The organism is Archangium minus, from assembly GCF_044360475.1.
In the GTDB taxonomy this organism is placed as follows: domain Bacteria; phylum Myxococcota; class Myxococcia; order Myxococcales; family Myxococcaceae; genus Archangium; species Archangium minus.
In genome coordinates this window covers 10,386,315-10,402,328 of sequence record NZ_CP043494.1, presented here as the reverse complement: position 1 = coordinate 10,402,328, position 16,014 = coordinate 10,386,315, and the positions used below count along the sequence as shown (strand labels likewise).

The following is a 16,014-nucleotide window of genomic DNA, read 5'->3' as shown; positions in this document are numbered from 1 at the left end:
GCGGAGTCACGGGCCAAGCGTTATCTCTGGTATTACCGTCCTGGGTCAGGGAGAGTGGGTTGTAAGCTCTCCCTCCTATCAAGCGAGCAGGCACCAGGTGGTACTCCTTCACCGGGAGTCCACAGTGTCACGCGCGGGACGTCAGTAGGGGGGGCGGCCTTTCGTCCGAGTCCGGCACCCTGTCATACCGGAGGGCCCTGTCCCACCTTCGAGGGGACAGGTCCAGAACCACTTCGAAGGAGAGTCAACATCATACGCGAACAGAGAAGCAGCCGCGGCGGTAGCCGCGACCAGAGAACCAACCGCCGTATCCGCGCTCGCGAGGTCCGTGTTGTGGGGCCCGATGGCGGACAGCTCGGCGTCATGCCCCTCGAGGCAGCGCTCGAACGGGCCCGGAGCGAGGGACTCGATCTCGTCGAGATCAGCCCCATGGCCAGTCCACCGGTCTGCAAGATCATGGACTACGGCAAGTTCAAGTACGAAGAGAAGAAGAAGGCCGCGGAAACGCGCCGTGCGCAGGTGAAGGTTGAGCTCAAGGAAGTGAAGCTCCGTCCCAAGACGGAGGATCACGACTACGAGTTCAAGGTGCGCAACATGCGCCGCTTCATCGAAGACGGGAACAAGGCGAAGGTCGTCGTCCAGTTCCGCGGGCGGGAAATCACCCACCGGGAACAGGGCACCGCCATCCTGGAAGATGTGGCGAAGGACCTGAAAGACGTGGCGGTGGTGGAGCAGACGCCCCGGATGGAAGGTCGCCTGATGTTCATGATTCTCGCTCCCACGCCGAAGGTCGCCCAGCGGGCGCGCGAGCTGGCGCGAGCGGCCGTGGCCAAGCGGACTCAGCGTGATGAGCCGTCGGAGCAGCCCGCTCCTTCCAAGGCCCCCGACACGGGCGCCCAGACCCAGGAAGAGCAGACCGCCACTCCCTGAGTGAGCATGCCCACACGCGGTGGACTCCTTCCACCGCGTGGGGCACGGGCTGTGACAACGACGTCGCAGTTTCTTTCGCGCCGGGTCTGTGAGCGCGCTCGGTCGAGGGGCCGGCACACGGGTTGCTATCGAGCTGTCGACCTGACGAGCCCCTTCATGGACCGGCGCTCCGCCCCATCGCTTCTTCCTGGTGACGGCCTTCTGCCCCGCTGGTGTTCGCGGCCGTGGTGCTGCTCGGGGTGAATGACCACGTCTTCACGCTTCACTGCCCCTCGTGGTGGACGGGGAAGCTCTCGGATGTGGCGGGCCTCGCCTTCTTTCCTCTGCTGCCGCAGGCCTTGTGGGAGGCGGTGACCGCGAGACGCGAGCGTCCCTTCCTGCCTTCCGCTGTGGCTGGCCATGCGCGCTGCCGTCGTGCTGGCGCCACGGGCCTTCGCTAGGAGTGCGTTCCCAGCTTGCCTGCCCTGTACACCCATGCTAGGCCGCAGCGCGTTCGTTTGCTGAATCTGCAATTTAGAATCATTCTCAAAAAGCCACGAAATGTCTCCTCCAATTTCAGATAGGCGTGGGCGGCGCTTCACCCTGCAGGGCACTCTCGCGGGCGTTTCACTCCTCGCGCTCGCGACGACGGCGGTCGCACAGGAGCAGGAGCAGGGGACGCCGCTCACCCTGGACACCGTTCATGTCGAGAGCGAGAGGGAGAGCGCCACGGGCCCCGTCGGCGGCTATGTCGCCCGGCAGAGCGCGAGCGGCACCAAGACGGACACGTCCCTCGTCGAGACGCCGCAGGCTGTCTCCGTGGTGGGCCAGGAGCAGATGGAGGCCCAGCAGGCGCAGACCATCGTCGAGGCCACGCGCTACACGCCCGGAGTCCGCTCCGAGTCGTTCGGTGCCGACTCTCGCAACGACTGGTTCTTGATGAGGGGCTTTCCCTCGCAGGAGGCTGGCTATTACCTCGATGGGTTGCAGCTCTTCTCCAGCTCCTTCTCCACCTGGAGGCTCGAGCCTTTCGGGCTGGAGCGGATTGAGGCGGTGCGAGGCCCCTCGTCGGTCCTCTACGGCGGCACCAATCCAGGCGGCCTGCTCAACCTCGTCAGCAAGCGGCCTCCCTCCGAGCGGCTCCTTCATGTGGAAGCCGGCATCAACGAGTACCTCAATGGCTACGGCGGGATCGACCTCGGCGGCCCTATCGGTCAGAGCGGGCAGTGGTTCTACCGCGTGACGGGGCTGGCCCGGGGCGGCAACACCCAGGTCCGCTACATCGACAACAACCGCCTCTTCATCGCTCCAAGCGTGACCTGGAAGCCGTCCGCGAGCACGAGCCTGACCCTGCACGGCAGCTACCTGGTGGATCGCACGCGCGGCCAGAACTTCCTGCCCTTCGTGGGCACCGTCGTGGACGCCCCCTACGGGCGCATTCCCACGGACCTCTTCACGAGTGAGCCGGACCTGGACCGCTTCAAGCGCGACCAGGCGCTGATCGGCTACGAGTTCGAGCACCGCTTCAATGACACCTGGACGGTGCGCCAGAACCTTCGCTACGGCCACCTCGCCATCAACTTCCAGAACCTGTACGGCGTTGGGTACGAGGGCTCGCCGGAGAACGCACGACTCGCCCGCGGCAACTTCGTGACGACGCCGCTCGCCAACCTGGTCACGGTCGACAATCAGGCCCAGGTGCGCTTCGACACGGGGCCGCTCCACCACACGGTGCTGTTCGGACTCGACTACAAGCACTACGCGCTCGATGACGAGCAGGGATACGAGGCCGGGGCCTCGCTCAATCTCCTCAATCCCGTCTACGGTCCCGCCACGCCCACGGAATCGCGCTACACGCTCAACGCGGTCCGCCAGAACCAGCTGGGCGTCTACCTCCAGGACCAGCTCCGGATCGCCGAGCGGTTGAACCTGGTGCTCAGCGGGCGTCAGGACTGGGTGGGCATCCGGCTCGACAACGAGCTCTTCCCCACGTCGAGCTACGACGGCCGCGAGCAGGCTTTCAGTGGCCGGGCGGGCCTCATCTACACCTTCGACAACGGCCTGGCGCCGTACGTCAGCTATGCCCGGTCCTTCAACCCGGTCGCCGGGACCAACGCGGCGGGAGAGCTCTTCGAGCCCGAGCGAGGCCAGCAGCTCGAGGCGGGCATCAAGTTCCAGCCGGACGAGATGAAGACCTCGCTCAACCTCTCCGTCTTCGAGCTGCGGCGGGAGAACTTCCTGACGACGGATGGCGCCTTCAATCAGCTGCAGATCGGCGAGGTGCGCTCGCGCGGCCTCGAGCTGGAGGCGAACGCGAGCCTGATGCAGGGCTTGGATCTCATCGGCTCCGCCTCGCTCTACCAGCTCGAAATCATCGAGGGCGCGGACTTCGAGGTGGGCAAGGTGCCGGTGGGCGTGCCGCAGCTCCTGGCCTCGCTGTGGCTCGACTACACCTTCCAGAACGGGTTGCTGAAGGGCCTTGGGGCCGGGGTGGGCGGGCGCCACGTGGGCGCGTCGTTCGCTGACCGCGAGAACGCGTTGGAGGTGCCGGGCTTCACGCTCGTGGACGCTGGCGTCCACTACGAGAAGGGCCCCTGGCGGGCGGCCCTTAATGCCTCGAACGTCCTGGACGACACCTACGTCTCGTCCTGCAGCTCCGCGACGGCCTGCTTCTACGGTGACCGGCGTCGGGCCACGTTCAAGGTGGGCTACACCTGGTAGCCCTGTGGGGGCGTCTCGAGGGAGGCCCGAAGGACCTCCGGCGGACGCCTCCGCGCCAGCCCCTTCGCGAGGCCACCACAGCCCAGGGCGAGCGCGCACAGCAGCAGCTCTGAGATGAAGACGGGCGGTAGTCCTCGCGAGATCGCCGTAAACAGGTTCACCTCCCTGAAGGCCACGTCCGCGGCGACGACTCCGCCGAAGAGCGCCGCCGCCCCCATGCAGAGCACGACGCCCGCTTGTCGTGAGGAGGCGCGCGGCACGAGCGTCAAGGCGACCGCGAGCGCCCAGGCTCCGAGGAACAGGCCGAACTCCCAATCGGCCCGCCGCGGCATCTCCCAGGGCAGCGCGCGATTCGCGGCGAAGTAGACCGCGGTCGCGAAGGCGAGACCTCCGGAGACGCCCACGGTCAGCCGTTCCAGAATCTGGTTGCCCAAGTGCTTGCGCTGGCTGTCCCGACGCTCGAGCCAGATGAGGTTGCCGGTGAGAATGACCGCACACCCTGCAAGCGCGAGCAGCGCATAGAGCAGCTTCAACAACAGCCCCCCGTAGCGCGCATAGTGCAAGTCGAAGAGCACGCGCTCGAAGGAGAAGGAGGGGGTCTTGTACTCGCGGCTTGTCGCGATGGGAGCGCCGCTCACCGAGTCGAGGAAGGCGTAGTGGTCCGCGCCGAGCGGCTCGAGCTGAAAGAAGATGCCCGCCCACGCGTTCGCATCACCGTGGAGCTGGAGCTCGACGTAGCGGGGCGTGCCCGTGGCTCCGGGGACGGCGGCACGAGCACGGGACACGAGCTCGTCGATGGGGCGCATGACGGCATCTTTGTGGGCCTCCTCGCGGACAGGCTGGGCGTAGCCTGAGAGCTCGCTCACCCGTCGGGGATTTCCCTCGAACACCGTGGCTGTGAGCCCTTGCCCCACCAGGGCGGAGAGGCACAGGACGGCGCCTGTCCAGCCGAGCATCACGGTGAAGGGCAGTCCGAAGACGCCGAGCACCTTGTGTGCATCGGACGAGGAGAAGCGCAGCTTCTGTGAGGGGCGGAATCGCCACCACTGCTGGCGCAAGTCCTTGAGGTGGATCCAAAAACCGCTGATGAGCGCGACGAGCAAGGCGACCGCGATCAGCCCCGTGAGCTCCATGCCTCGCGGCACGCGGTAGAAGAAGTGCATCCAATAGAGCTCGCTCGAGAGACGGCTCCGCGGGGTCAGCTCCGTGCCCGTGACAGGATCGAGCCAGATTTCCCGCAGCTCGCTCGGCAAGAAGAGGTAGGCCGTGACGAAGCGCGTCTCCTCGTGCGTCAGGAAGCCCACATGCGCGCCACGCGCGAGCGGGTTCTTCTCCGTCAGGCGGGCGAGCAGCGCATCGAAGGACGGGGCCGGGCCTCCCGCGGGGGCGACGTGGAGGGCGGGCTCCTGCCAGACCTCGAGCTCCTCGCGGAACAGCGCGAAGACGCCACAGAAGAAGATGACGAACAGGAAGAGGCTCGCGATGACGCCCGCCCACGCGTGCAGGTCCCACTGGATACGGAAGGTGCGCGGAGCGAGCTTCACCCGAGCCTCCGGAGTATCAGCGCGGCGACGACAGGCCCCGCGAGGGCCAGGCACACGCCCCATGCCACGCGCCCGTTCTTCAGCAGCGGCAGCACGCACGCGAGCGCGACCCAGAGCGGCACCATGACGTGGAATCCGATCAGATAGGCCACCTCGGGACGCACCGGCAGGAAGGCCACCAGGCCTGCTCCCACCACGAACGCGACGAGGGGCGCACCCAGGAGGGCGGCGAGTGTCCGCGCGAGGCTGTGTCCCGCGGCCTTGCTCTCAGCCAACGCCGTCACCTGAGGGCTCCCGCGAGAACCGCTGGAACGAGGCCCAGCAGTCCGCTCACGAGGGCCACCGTCCGCGCGTGTTCGGGTCGGGGCGCCAGGACGAGCACCAGCACCGAGGCCGCCGTCATGGCGAGCACAAGCGCCACGAGCAGTCCTTGCACGGCACCATACGCCGCAACGGAGGACCCCACGGCCGCGAGCGCCGCGCCCGCGGCCATCCACCGTGAAGGGCCGCGTGCACCGTTGCTCAGGAACGACACCGCCGAGACGGAGAAGGCGAGCGCCGCGAGGCTCAACATCGCTGCGCACCGTGCCGGGTATCACCGGGGTTGTTTCGCCAGAACATGAGAATGATTTGCATTTTCATCTGGGCTGGCGTGCCCGTCAAGCATCCTTCAATTCCCGCGCGCGGCGGTGCCCGTGCGCTCCGTCTGGAGTGCATCACGCAGGGGAACGACCTTCGTCTGGGAGAGGTCCACAGGCGTGGTGAACTCGTTGTTCGGGGCGCGCCCGCTCCACTTCGCCAGGTGCTTGCGCAGCCGCTCCTGACGCTTCTCCTTGCGAGGGTGCTCGGTGGAGAGCCCCTTGTCCGGCAGCTTCGACAGGAAGGCCACATACTCCTCGGGCGAGTAGCCGGCGGCCGCCATCAGCTCCACGGCCTCGAGGTCGGCGGCGTACTCGTCCTCCGTGTCGAAGCCCTTCTCGGTGAGGCTCGCGACGAATCCGTTGGTGATGGCCTTGATGGCCTCCTTGCCCAGCGTGTTGAAGTCGGCGTTGGCCGCCAGCCGCTGGAACAGGTTCCGTAGCTCTCCGGGGGGGAGTTGCTGGATCAGCCCAAGCGCTTTCCCGATTCCCACCCCCGTGTTCATCACGGCCTTCTTCGTCTCGTCACTCGCCGCGTCCTCGCACTGTTCCACGAGATACGTGTGGTACTCGCGCATCGCGTGCTTGCCGGTGATGTGGGCGATCTCATGCGCCAGCACGCCCGCGAGCTGGGCCTCGTTGTCCAGTTGCGCGAGCAGCCCCTCGGAGACGAAGACGTAGCCCCCCGGCCCGCTTACCGCGTTGACGCCCTCGGACTGGAGCACGCCGAAGGTCCACGGGATGTTCGGTCGGCTGGACTGGGCCGCGAGGTTCTTTCCAATCTTGTTGAGCTGCACGTGCAGCGCACGGGCTTCTGACCGGTTCGTGAGCCCTCCACCCTTGCTCACCCAGTTGACGCTCACCGCGCCACCGAAGGCGGTCTCCTCCTCGAAGGAGATGGTGCGGGCCTTCAACGCCTCGCAATCCTTCTTCATCTCGTTGGCACGTTGGAAGGACTTCTCATTGTCCTTCACGACCTGACTGACCTTCCCCAGCGTACCGCCGGAGTTGCTTGCGAATCGGTGGAACTGGGCGCAGCCCGGGAGGGCACTGAGCATCCAGCACGCCACGAGGAGATTCATCTGGCGCCGGTTCATCACTTGCGTCCCTTCTTCGACGCCGGGTGGTTGCTCGGCTTGGCGGGGGAGCTGCTCGCCACCGTGGGGCGGCCCACCACCTCGGGCAGCCCGCCTGCGCGGGCGTACTCGGCCACCTGGGTCTCGTCGATGGATTTGGCGAGCGCCTCGAGCTCGAGGATCTGCTGGACGCTCTCGGGCCGACTCAGCGACTTGCCGTACTCGATGGCCCCGGGTCCCAGCGCCTTGACGGCCGCGCCCGAGGAGGCGAATGCCTCGGGGGACAGCGGCTTGCCCGGGTTCTTGCTGGTGACCTCCAGCGAGGGCGGCGAGACAGCGAGGTTGGCCTGGTAGATGAACCCCTGGACGGGTCCCTTCTTGTCCGCGGACACCGTCACCTTGCACCAGGGGGTGGTGCCCTCACGGCCGTTGTATGTCACTTCTTTGCCGGGTTGCAGCACCACGAGCGTGTTCGCGGTGGGGCTGCTCGAGGCCTTCAGGTGGGTGTTCTTGGCCTTGACGTACAGCGTGCCCCCGGGTGGCACGGCGAGGGCCGTGGCACTGGTGGCCACGCACGCCAGTGCCAGCAACGTGGGGAGTCTCTCGAAGCTCACGGTCACTTCTCCAGGCTGGCCACCCCGTCGAAGGGGAGGGGTGGGGGATTCAACGCATAACGTCTGCACCGCGCAAGGAGTGCCCCGCTGGGACCATCCTCCGCGTCCGCCGCGAGCGCCTCCTCTAGCACGAGGGCCGCCTCCTCGAAGCGTGCCTCTCGGTAGAGCGCGAGTGCCCGGTGGTAGCGCTCCACGGTGGTGCGCTTCGCCGCGGGCAGCTCTCCGGCGCGAGCCAGCAGCTCGTACACCGTCACCGCCTCCTCCTTGCCCGCCACCTTCACCCGATCCAGCTCTCGTGCCTCAATGTGCTCGCGCGCCAGCTCGTAGGTGCGCGGGCCGATCATGATGACCGAGCCGTAGGCCTTGTTGGCGCCCTCCAGCCGGGAGGCCAGGTTCATCCCGTCCCCGATGGCGGTGTAGTCGAGCAGGTGCTCGCTGCCGAAGTTCCCCACGAACATCTCCGCGGAGTTGAGGCCGATGCGGGTATAGACGTCCGGCAGGCCTTCCTTCTGGAGCTCGGCGCGGAGGGCATCCACCTCGTCGCGCACGGCGAGCGCGGCGTGACAGGCGCGCACCGCATGGTCCGGCATGTCCAGCGGTGCTCCGAACAGACACACCACCGCGTCGCCGATGTACTTGTCCAAGCAGGCCCCGTGCGCCATCAGCACCGAGCTCACCCGCGTGAGGTAGCGGTTGAGCAGGGCCACCAGGGCCTTGGGGTCGTCCTTGAAGCGCTCGCTGAAGGAGGAGAAGCCGCGGATGTCGGAGAAGAAGGCGGTGATCTCCCGCGTCTCTCCTTCCAACGAGGGGAGCTTCTGCTGCTCCACGAGCTGATCCACCAGCGTCTTGTCCAGGAAGCGGTTGAAGGCCTGGCGCAGCCGCTCGCGCTCGCGGTTGGCGAACATGTGATTGAAGGCGATCGCCGACAGCGAGGCGACCTCCCCCGCGTAGATGGGCATGGCGCTCAGCACGTGCACTCGGCCGTGCTCGAGGAACAGCCCGGTGATGAGGAAGAGGCCGAAGAAGAGCAGCAGCGGCCAGGCGATCTCCAACGCTGGCGCGCGCATGAGCGTGATGAGCATCACGGAGAAGAGCGCCACCCCGAAGGTAAGCAGGAGCGACGCCCAGAAGGGCGCCTCGGTGATGAAGCCACCGGATAGGAGCGCCTCCAGCATCACCGCGTGTTTGACGAGGCCAGGGGAGTCGCTCTGGAAAGGAGTGGCCTTCACGTCGCTCGTGCCCAGCGACAGCCCGCCCACCAGCACCACCTTGTTGCGGAACGTGCCCTCCGGGATAGCCGGCACGTAGGCCGTGCCCTTCGTCCGGTGCTCCTCGCGACGAGCCCAGTCCTCCAGCACCGCGTACACGCTCAGCGCCTCAAAGCGGTCCTTCCACGCGCCGCCGAAATCCAGCTCGGCGCTGCCATCCGGGTTGATGGGCAGCTCTCGGGAGCCGAGCTTCAGCTTGCCGGGCGTCAGCTCGACGCGCTCGGCACCGAGGATGTCCGCCGCCGCGGCCAGCGACAGCGTGGCGTAGGTGTTGGCTCCGTCCGAGTAGGCGAAGCGCGTGCGACGCAGGCGCCCATCCTCGTCCTCCTCCAGCACCACGAGTCCGAAGCCCGGTGTGGTGCGTACCAGGCCAGGCAGGGGCTGCACCGGGTGGCGCATGAGCCGGGAGCCATCGTCGCTCGATGTCTGCTCCAAGGTGGGGAGGGTCAGTCCGGAGTGGTGCACAGGAAAGGCGAGCGCCCGCGCCACCTCTTCCCGCGTCAGGGGCGGAGCGCCCTCTGTCTCCACGAAGTCGTCGAAGTTGTCCCCGGTGGCGACACCCGTGGGGGCGGCCTCGACGAAGTCCTCTCCCTCTGCGCTGGCGGGGCTGGCTTCCGGCGCGGGAGCGGGACGCGGCGTGGGCACTTGGGGCAAGCGGTTGACTGGCTCCACCCTGGGCAAGGCGGGCTGGCCCGCGTTGATGTTGAAGCCGAGCGTGAGGGGAATGCCGCGCTCCTCCAATACCTGCGCCAGGGCGAGGTCGTTGCTCTCATCGGTGCCCCGCTCGTCCATCACTCCGTCGAAGACGATGGCGCGGGCTCCCTGGTCCACGAGGTGCTCGAAGACGCGTGCCCACAGGTTGCGCGAGTAGGGATAGACGCCGTAGTTGCGCACGTACTGCTCGTTGTCGCGGATGCCCTGGAGCGTCTTGTCGTCGATGCCGACGATGACCACGTCCCTCGAGCGCGGATGGCCTCCGGTGAAGAAGGTGAGGCCCTGGTCGTAGGCGCCGAGCTCGGCGTCGCTCATCCGCAGCAGGTCGTACTTCTGGCAGAGCGCGGCGCTCCCGGTGGCGAGCACGGCTACCAGGAGCATGAACTTCCAGCTGTTGCGCAGCCGCAGCGCCAGGACGCGGAGGAAGGGCTTCATGGACGGGCTCGCTTGGGACGGTGCGTCATGTGTTCGACATGTTACGGAAGGTAACGCCCGTTTCCCCGCGTGACGTCTCGACGCGCCGCGTCCAGCACGCAACCCTCTGGAAGAACGTGGATTTCAGCCGGGCATGGTGCTTGCCTCAGGCGCGTTGAATCCACACAACCCGACCCCAGGGGGAGACCAGCATGCTTTTCGCTCCGAAGGAGCCCATCGCCGCGGGCGCTCGCGTGAAGAGCCTCGAGGAGTACCAGCGCCTGTATCGTCAGAGCCTCGAGGACCCCATTGGTTTCTGGGGTGAGCAGGCGAAGCGGCTCGACTGGTTCTACCCGCCGCAGAACGTGCTCGATGCGGACATGGAGGAGGTGGACTTCTCCTGGTACGGCGGCGGCAAGCTCAACGCCTGTCACAACGCGGTGGACCGGCACCTGCAGAAGCAGCCGGACAAGGTGGCCATCATCTGGGCCGCCAACGAGCCTGGGAAGTACGAGCGCATCACCTACCGCGAGCTCAAGCACGAGGTGGCGCGCGTGGCCAACGTGCTCAAGGCGCACGGCGTGCAGAAGGGTGACCGCGTCTGCATCTACATGCCCATGACGCCCGCGGTGGCCTACACCATGCTGGCGTGCGCGCGCATCGGCGCGGTGCACTCGGTGGTGTTCGCCGGCTTCTCCGCCGAGTCCCTGCGGGACCGCATCCTCGACTCGGGGGCGCGCATCGTCGTCACCGCCAACGAGGCGCCGCGTGGCCCCAAGGCCGTGGCCCTCAAGTCCATTGTGGACCAGGCGCTCGACGGCCTCACTCAGGTGGAGACGGTGCTCGTCAGCCGCCGCACGGGCACGACCGTGCCCATGAAGGCCGGGCGCGACAAGTTCCTCGAGGATGAGATGGCGAAGCACCGCTCCACCTGCCCGGTGGAGTGGATGTCCAGCGAGGATCCGCTCTTCATCCTCTACACCTCGGGCAGCACCGGGAAGCCCAAGGGGGTGATGCACAGCACCGCCGGCTATCTCGTCTACGCGTCGATGACGCACGAGTACGTCTTCGACATCCATCCGGACGACGTCTACTTCTGCAGCGCCGACGTGGGTTGGATTACGGGCCACAGCTATCTCATCTACGGCCCGCTGCTGAACGGCGTGACGACGGTCATCTTCGAGTCCACGCCGATGTACCCGGACTCGAGCCGCATGTGGCAGGTGGTGGACGACCTGAAGGCGACCATCCTCTACACGTCTCCCACGGCGCTGCGCGCGCTCATCCGCGAGGGCGATGAGTGGGTGAAGAAGACCTCTCGTAAGAGCCTGCGCATCCTCGGCACGGTGGGCGAGCCCATCAACCCCGAGGTGTGGCGCTGGTACCACGACGTGGTGGGCGAGGGCCGCTGCGACGTCGTGGACACCTGGTGGCAGACGGAGACGGGCGGCATCCTCATTACCCCGCTCCCCGGCGCGACGCCCTGCAAGCCCGGCAGCGCCACCTTCCCGTTCTTCGGCATCGAGCCGGTGCTCGTGGACGAGAAGGGCAACGTCATCGAGGGCAACGGTGTCTCCGGCAACCTGTGCCTCAAGCGCCCCTGGCCGGGCCAGGCCCGCACCATCTGGGGTGATCACCGGCGCTTCCGCGAGACGTACTTCTCCACGTACCCGGGCATGTACTTCACGGGTGACGGCTGCCGCCGCGACGAGGACGGCTACTACTGGATTACGGGCCGCGTGGATGACGTGCTCAACGTGTCCGGTCACCGGTTGGGCACGGCGGAGATCGAGAGCGCGCTGGTGGCGCACGACGTGGTGGCCGAGGCCGCCGTGGTGGGCTTCCCGCACGACATCAAGGGCACGGGCATCTGCGCGTACGTGACGGTGAAGAGCGGGCAGGACATGAACTCGGAGCAGCTGGTGGGCGCGCTCAAGGAGCAGGTGCGCCGCATCATCGGCCCGCTGGCCACGCCGGATCGCATCCGCGTGGTGAGTGGTCTGCCGAAGACGCGCTCGGGGAAGATCATGCGCCGCATCCTCCGCAAGGTCGCCGAGGGCCAGACGGACAGCCTGGGTGACACCACCACCCTGGCTGAGCCTCAGGTCGTGGATGAGATTCTCCAGCTCGAGCAGAAGGAGTCCTCCAAGTCGCGCTGAGCCGTCCCGCGTGACGGTACCCCTAGCAGGGTAGGGAACGAGCGGAAGACCTGATGGGTCTTCCGCTCAACTTGACGGGGAAGGTAGAGGAAGCGGGCGGAGGAGGTCCCTCCGTTTGGCTTTTGCCAGACGGGCCGAGCGTGCCGACCCTTGAGGGGATGGCGACCTCGAGACGATCCAAAACTTCTGCTCGTGAGCGCTTGGGGACGTACCGCGCCAAGCGCGATTTCTCCCTGACTTCGGAACCTGCTCCGGAGGTTCCGGCCTCGCGCCGTGGCTCCAGCCCGATCTTCGTGGTGCACAAGCACGATGCCACCCGGCTGCACTATGACCTGCGGCTGGAGATTGACGGCGTGCTCGTGAGCTGGGCCATCCCCAAAGGCCCCAGCTACGATCCGGCGGATAAGCGGCTCGCGGTCCAGACCGAGGACCACCCCCTGGCCTATGCCTCCTTCGAGGGCCACATCCCCGAGGGCGCCTACGGGGCGGGAGATTCGCTCCTGTGGGAGTCGGGCACCTTCGACACGGTGCCGCCGGGCCAGGCCTCTGAGCAGCTCGCGCGGGGACGTCTCCACGTCGCGCTGAACGGAGAGAAGCTGAAGGGCGAGTGGCACCTCATCCGCACGCGTCCAGTGGGCAAGAAGGCGCAGTGGTTGTGCTTCAAGGCCAAGGACGGCACCGAGCGGCCCGGCTACGACGTCACGGAGGAGCGCCCTGAGTCCGTGAAGTCCGGCCAGCGCGTTACCCGAGGGCCCCGCCGTACCCGTCGTACCTCGGCCCCGCCCGCGCGAGCCAAACGTCCCGCGCGTCGCAAGGTGCAGGCCCGTACGCCCGGGGCGCTCCTCGAGAAGGTCTGGGCACCCATGCTGGCCACGCTGGCCCAGGTGGATGCCACCGAGGGGAACGACTGGCGCTTCGAGGTGAAGTACGACGGCTTCCGCGCGCTCGCGGCCGTTCAGGGAGAGCGGATCGCCCTCCAGTCGCGCGGCGGGAAGGATCTCTCCGCGCGCTTCCCTGCCATCGCCCGGGCGCTCGAGACGCTCGGTGAGCACGAGGTGGTGGTGGATGGTGAGATCGTTGCCCTGGATGCTCAGGGGCGCTCTCGCTTCCAGTTGCTCGGCAAGGGCGCCGAGGAGCGCTTCGTCATCTTCGACGTGCTGTGGCTGGACGGGGAGGACGTGCGCTCCCGTCCCCTGGATGAGCGCCGCGAGAAACTCGAGCAGCTCCTCGCACGCGTGAAGCCTCCGCTGGAGCTCGCCGAGCGGGTGGGGGGCAGCGCGAAGAAGGCTCTGGCGGAGGCACGGAGGCGCGGGCTGGAAGGCGTCATGGCCAAGCGCGTGGACAGCCCTTACACCCCGGGTCGCGGCGCGGACTGGCTCAAGCTCAAGGTGCAGGCCAACCAGGAGGTGGCCATCGTGGGCTTCACGCCCATGGCCAACGAGCGGCCGGAGCTCGGCTCGCTGCTGGTGGCGGTGCGTGAGGGCGACACCTGGCACTACGCGGGGAAGGTGGGCACGGGCTATTCCACGAAGGTGCGGCGCGAGCTGCGCACGCTCCTGTCTCGCGACGTGGTGAAGAAGTCGCCGGTGCAGGATGCCCCCCTCGTGATGGACGCCTTGCACAACGAGGAGGCGTTCTGGGTGAAGCCCCGCTACGTGGCCCAGGTGGCCTTCACCGAGTGGACCGAGGACGGTCGCCTGCGCCACCCATCCTTCCAGGGGCTGCGCACCGACAAGCGTCCCGAGGAGTGCGTCCGGGAACGGCCGCGCAGTACGCCCGTGCGTGCCACGCGAGGCCCCCATCGGCGGACGGGAACCAAGGCCCGTAAGAGCACGCGGGCCGCGGGTCGGACCTCCGTGGCCCGGAAGAAGGACCCGGTTGCTCCCAGCGCGGCGCCTGTGGTGCTCACCCACGGCGATCGGGTGCTCTTCCCCGAGCCGGGCTTCACGAAGGCAGACGTGTTCGCCTACTTCCGGGACGTGGCGCCCCTGATGGTTCCGGCGCTGGAGGGCCGTCCGCTCTCGCTGCAGCAGTGGCCCCAGGGCGTGGACGCTCCCGGCTTCTTCCGTCAGGAGGTGCGAGGCGCGCCGGACTGGCTCACCACCGTCTGCATCCACCACGAGACCCGCTCGTTGACCCATGTGGTGGTGGACCGGCCCGAGTCGCTGTTGTGGCTCGCCAACCAGTCGGCCTTCACGCTGCACACCTGGTCCAGCCGGGTGCCTCACCTGGAGGAGCCGGATTGGGTGGTGTTTGACTTGGACCCTGGACCGGGAGGCACCTTTGATGATCTCATCCAGTTGGCCACCTCCCTGCGGCGCCACCTGGAGGCGCTGGAGCTGACGAGCGTGCCCAAGACGTCCGGCAAGCGGGGCCTCCACGTGCTGGTGCCGCTCGCTCCCGGTCATACCTACGAGCAGGTGCGGGCGTTCGCGCTGGAGACGTTCGAGGCGCTCGCCCGGAAGCATCCGGAACTGGCCACGACCGAGCGCTCCAAGGACCGGCGCCAGGGCAGGCTGTACCTGGACGCCGAGCAGAACGCCTGGGGCAAGACGGTGGTGGCGCCGTACTCCCTGCGCGCCCTGCCGCATGCTCCGGTGTCCACGCCCCTGGCCTGGTCCGAGGTGACGTCTCGGTTGGAGCCACGTCGTTTCACACTCGCTACCGTGCGGCGGCGTCTGGACAAGGTAGGAGATTTGTTTGCTCCGGCGCTAGCAGGCGGGCAGAAGCTCCCGGGGCACTGAACCCCCTGGGCAATCTCCAGGGGGGTGGTAGCGTGCAACGCTCGTGAGCGTGAGCACGGATGATTGACTCATCGGACAAGCATCTTCCGCAGCGGGAACTGGCTGGGCAACTGGCGGCTCGTGGGCGGGTGGACCTGGCGCTTGCCGAGTTTCGGCAGCTCGAAGTGCAAGGGAAGACCGAGGCTGCCGCCGCTGGCTACGAGGCCCTCGCGAGGGCTTGGGCCCAGGGCAGTCAGCTCCTGCGTGCCATCGTGGCGTGCAAGGAGCTGCTCCGGGTCGATCCGCAGCACACACGCACACAGGCCTTCATCGCGAACCTCTATGCGCGCTACTCCTCACCCCCTCTAGAAGGCACGGGGGATTCAGTCTCCGCCGAGCTTGAGCTCCTTCCGGATCGGGAGGATCCGGTGGCGGTGCCCATCTTCTCGATGCTGTACCGGGATGCGTTCGTGGCGCTGCTCGAAGCGGTGGAGATCCGTCAGTATGGGATCGGCCAGCCGATGATGCGCGAGGGAGACCCTGGCGCATCGATGTTCTTCATGGTGGAGGGGCGGGCCGACGTCATGCGGCTGCTGGAGGGCCGGGGACCGCAGGAGGGGCCGGTGGTGGACGGCTGGGTCTTCGGAGAGATGGCGCTCATTACGGAGGGGCCCCGGTTCGCAACGGTGATGCCGTCGGTGCCGTCGGTGGTGCTGGAGCTGACGCGGGCGCGGTTTGCGGAGCTGTCCAAGCGGCACCCGTTGGTGGAGCGGGTGGTGCAGGCCTTCTGCCGCAAGCGGGCGGCGGACAACCTGCTGCGCACCCACCCCATCTTCTCGCCCCTGCGGTTCGAGCAGCGGCGGTTGTTGGCGCGCGAGTTCGAGCTCCAGCGGGTGGCAGCGGGAACGACGCTGCTCACCTCCGGGGCGATGGGGGATGCCCTCTACCTGCTGCTGCGCGGCCGATGCACCCCGTACCACGTGCACCCGGACGGGCGGGAGTCGCCCTATCCGGTGCTGCGCGAGGGCGATGTGTTCGGGGAGATCTCCCTCATGCTGGACAAGCCGGTGACGGCCATGGTCCGAGCGGATGTCCCGTGCGTGTTGCTGCGGCTGGACCGGTCGGCCTTCGAGCGCCACATCTACAACCAACCGGGCATGAGGGACGCGCTGATGCAGATTGGCGCCGAGCGGCTGCAGCGCACGGCGCGTCTCCTCGCGGACCGATAGCCGGA

General features: G+C 67.5%; 12 protein-coding genes. 6 read left to right on the top strand and 6 right to left on the bottom strand.

Going from position 1 to position 16,014, the window contains the following annotated elements:
* The first annotated feature begins 249 nt into the window (after positions 1-249).
* The 3 genes from infC (at position 250) to F0U60_RS42585 (ending at position 3,630) form a co-directional block, all read left to right on the top strand.
* Positions 250-930 carry a translation initiation factor IF-3 gene (infC, locus tag F0U60_RS42595; RefSeq protein WP_395825688.1) on the top strand — a complete coding sequence of 227 codons (681 nt, stop codon included), beginning with the start codon at positions 250-252 and terminating at the stop codon, positions 928-930.
* 224 nt (positions 931-1,154) lie between these two features.
* Positions 1,155-1,370 carry a hypothetical protein gene (locus tag F0U60_RS42590; protein WP_395808709.1) on the top strand — a complete coding sequence of 72 codons (216 nt, stop codon included), beginning with the start codon at positions 1,155-1,157 and terminating at the stop codon, positions 1,368-1,370.
* A 100-nt stretch (positions 1,371-1,470) separates the two neighbouring features.
* Positions 1,471-3,630 carry a TonB-dependent siderophore receptor gene (locus F0U60_RS42585; protein WP_395808708.1) on the top strand — a complete coding sequence of 720 codons (2,160 nt, stop codon included), beginning with the start codon at positions 1,471-1,473 and terminating at the stop codon, positions 3,628-3,630.
* Here the strand turns inward: F0U60_RS42585 and F0U60_RS42580 are convergent.
* The 6 genes from F0U60_RS42580 to F0U60_RS42555 all read right to left on the bottom strand — a co-directional run bounded on the left by F0U60_RS42580 (position 3,618) and on the right by F0U60_RS42555 (position 9,919).
* The gene (locus tag F0U60_RS42580; protein WP_395808706.1) at positions 3,618-5,174 is read right to left on the bottom strand and encodes a PepSY-associated TM helix domain-containing protein; all 1,557 of its coding nucleotides are present in this window, start codon (positions 5,172-5,174) and stop codon (positions 3,618-3,620) included. The genes F0U60_RS42585 and F0U60_RS42580 overlap by 13 nt on opposite strands.
* A complete protein-coding gene (locus F0U60_RS42575) occupies positions 5,171-5,458 on the bottom strand; it encodes a hypothetical protein (protein WP_395808704.1) in 288 nt (95 codons plus the stop codon). The genes F0U60_RS42580 and F0U60_RS42575 overlap by 4 nt, the downstream gene beginning before the upstream one ends.
* Entirely contained in the window at positions 5,455-5,748 is a 294-nt protein-coding gene (locus F0U60_RS42570) for a hypothetical protein (RefSeq protein ID WP_395808702.1), read from the bottom strand. Before F0U60_RS42570 ends, F0U60_RS42575 begins: the two co-directional genes overlap by 4 nt.
* A 96-nt stretch (positions 5,749-5,844) precedes the next feature.
* Positions 5,845-6,909, bottom strand: coding sequence for a M48 family metallopeptidase (locus F0U60_RS42565; protein ID WP_395808700.1), 1,065 nt, complete (start codon positions 6,907-6,909; stop codon positions 5,845-5,847).
* Positions 6,909-7,502, bottom strand: a complete 594-nt coding sequence (locus tag F0U60_RS42560) for an SH3 domain-containing protein (RefSeq protein WP_395808698.1) — start codon at positions 7,500-7,502, stop codon at positions 6,909-6,911. Before F0U60_RS42560 ends, F0U60_RS42565 begins: the two co-directional genes overlap by 1 nt.
* A 2-nt stretch (positions 7,503-7,504) precedes the next feature.
* The gene (locus F0U60_RS42555) at positions 7,505-9,919 is read right to left on the bottom strand and encodes a CHASE2 domain-containing protein (protein WP_395808696.1); all 2,415 of its coding nucleotides are present in this window, start codon (positions 9,917-9,919) and stop codon (positions 7,505-7,507) included.
* 191 nt (positions 9,920-10,110) lie between these two features.
* Between F0U60_RS42555 and acs the strand changes: the two genes are divergently transcribed.
* The 3 genes from acs to F0U60_RS42540 all read left to right on the top strand — a co-directional run bounded on the left by acs (position 10,111) and on the right by F0U60_RS42540 (position 16,009).
* Positions 10,111-12,057 (top strand): acetate--CoA ligase, encoded by a 1,947-nt coding sequence (gene acs, locus F0U60_RS42550; RefSeq protein ID WP_395808694.1) that lies wholly within the window; start codon positions 10,111-10,113, stop codon positions 12,055-12,057.
* 158 nt (positions 12,058-12,215) lie between these two features.
* Positions 12,216-14,801, top strand: coding sequence for a DNA ligase D (gene ligD / locus F0U60_RS42545; RefSeq protein ID WP_395808692.1), 2,586 nt, complete (start codon positions 12,216-12,218; stop codon positions 14,799-14,801).
* A gap of 59 nt (positions 14,802-14,860) precedes the next feature.
* Positions 14,861-16,009: a cyclic nucleotide-binding domain-containing protein gene (locus F0U60_RS42540; RefSeq protein ID WP_395808690.1), complete on the top strand. Its 1,149-nt coding sequence runs from the start codon at positions 14,861-14,863 to the stop codon at positions 16,007-16,009.
* The last annotated feature ends 5 nt before the right edge of the window (positions 16,010-16,014 follow it).

Coding starts and splice junctions, on each gene's coding strand:
- F0U60_RS42540 (WP_395808690.1), top strand. CDS start 14,861: ATGATTGACTCATCGGACAAGCATCTTCCGCAGCGGGAACTGGCTGGG.
- acs (WP_395808694.1), top strand. CDS start 10,111: ATGCTTTTCGCTCCGAAGGAGCCCATCGCCGCGGGCGCTCGCGTGAAG.
- ligD (WP_395808692.1), top strand. CDS start 12,216: ATGGCGACCTCGAGACGATCCAAAACTTCTGCTCGTGAGCGCTTGGGG.
- F0U60_RS42555 (WP_395808696.1), bottom strand. CDS start 9,919: ATGAAGCCCTTCCTCCGCGTCCTGGCGCTGCGGCTGCGCAACAGCTGG.
- F0U60_RS42565 (WP_395808700.1), bottom strand. CDS start 6,909: ATGAACCGGCGCCAGATGAATCTCCTCGTGGCGTGCTGGATGCTCAGT.
- F0U60_RS42570 (WP_395808702.1), bottom strand. CDS start 5,748: ATGTTGAGCCTCGCGGCGCTCGCCTTCTCCGTCTCGGCGGTGTCGTTC.
- F0U60_RS42585 (WP_395808708.1), top strand. CDS start 1,471: ATGTCTCCTCCAATTTCAGATAGGCGTGGGCGGCGCTTCACCCTGCAG.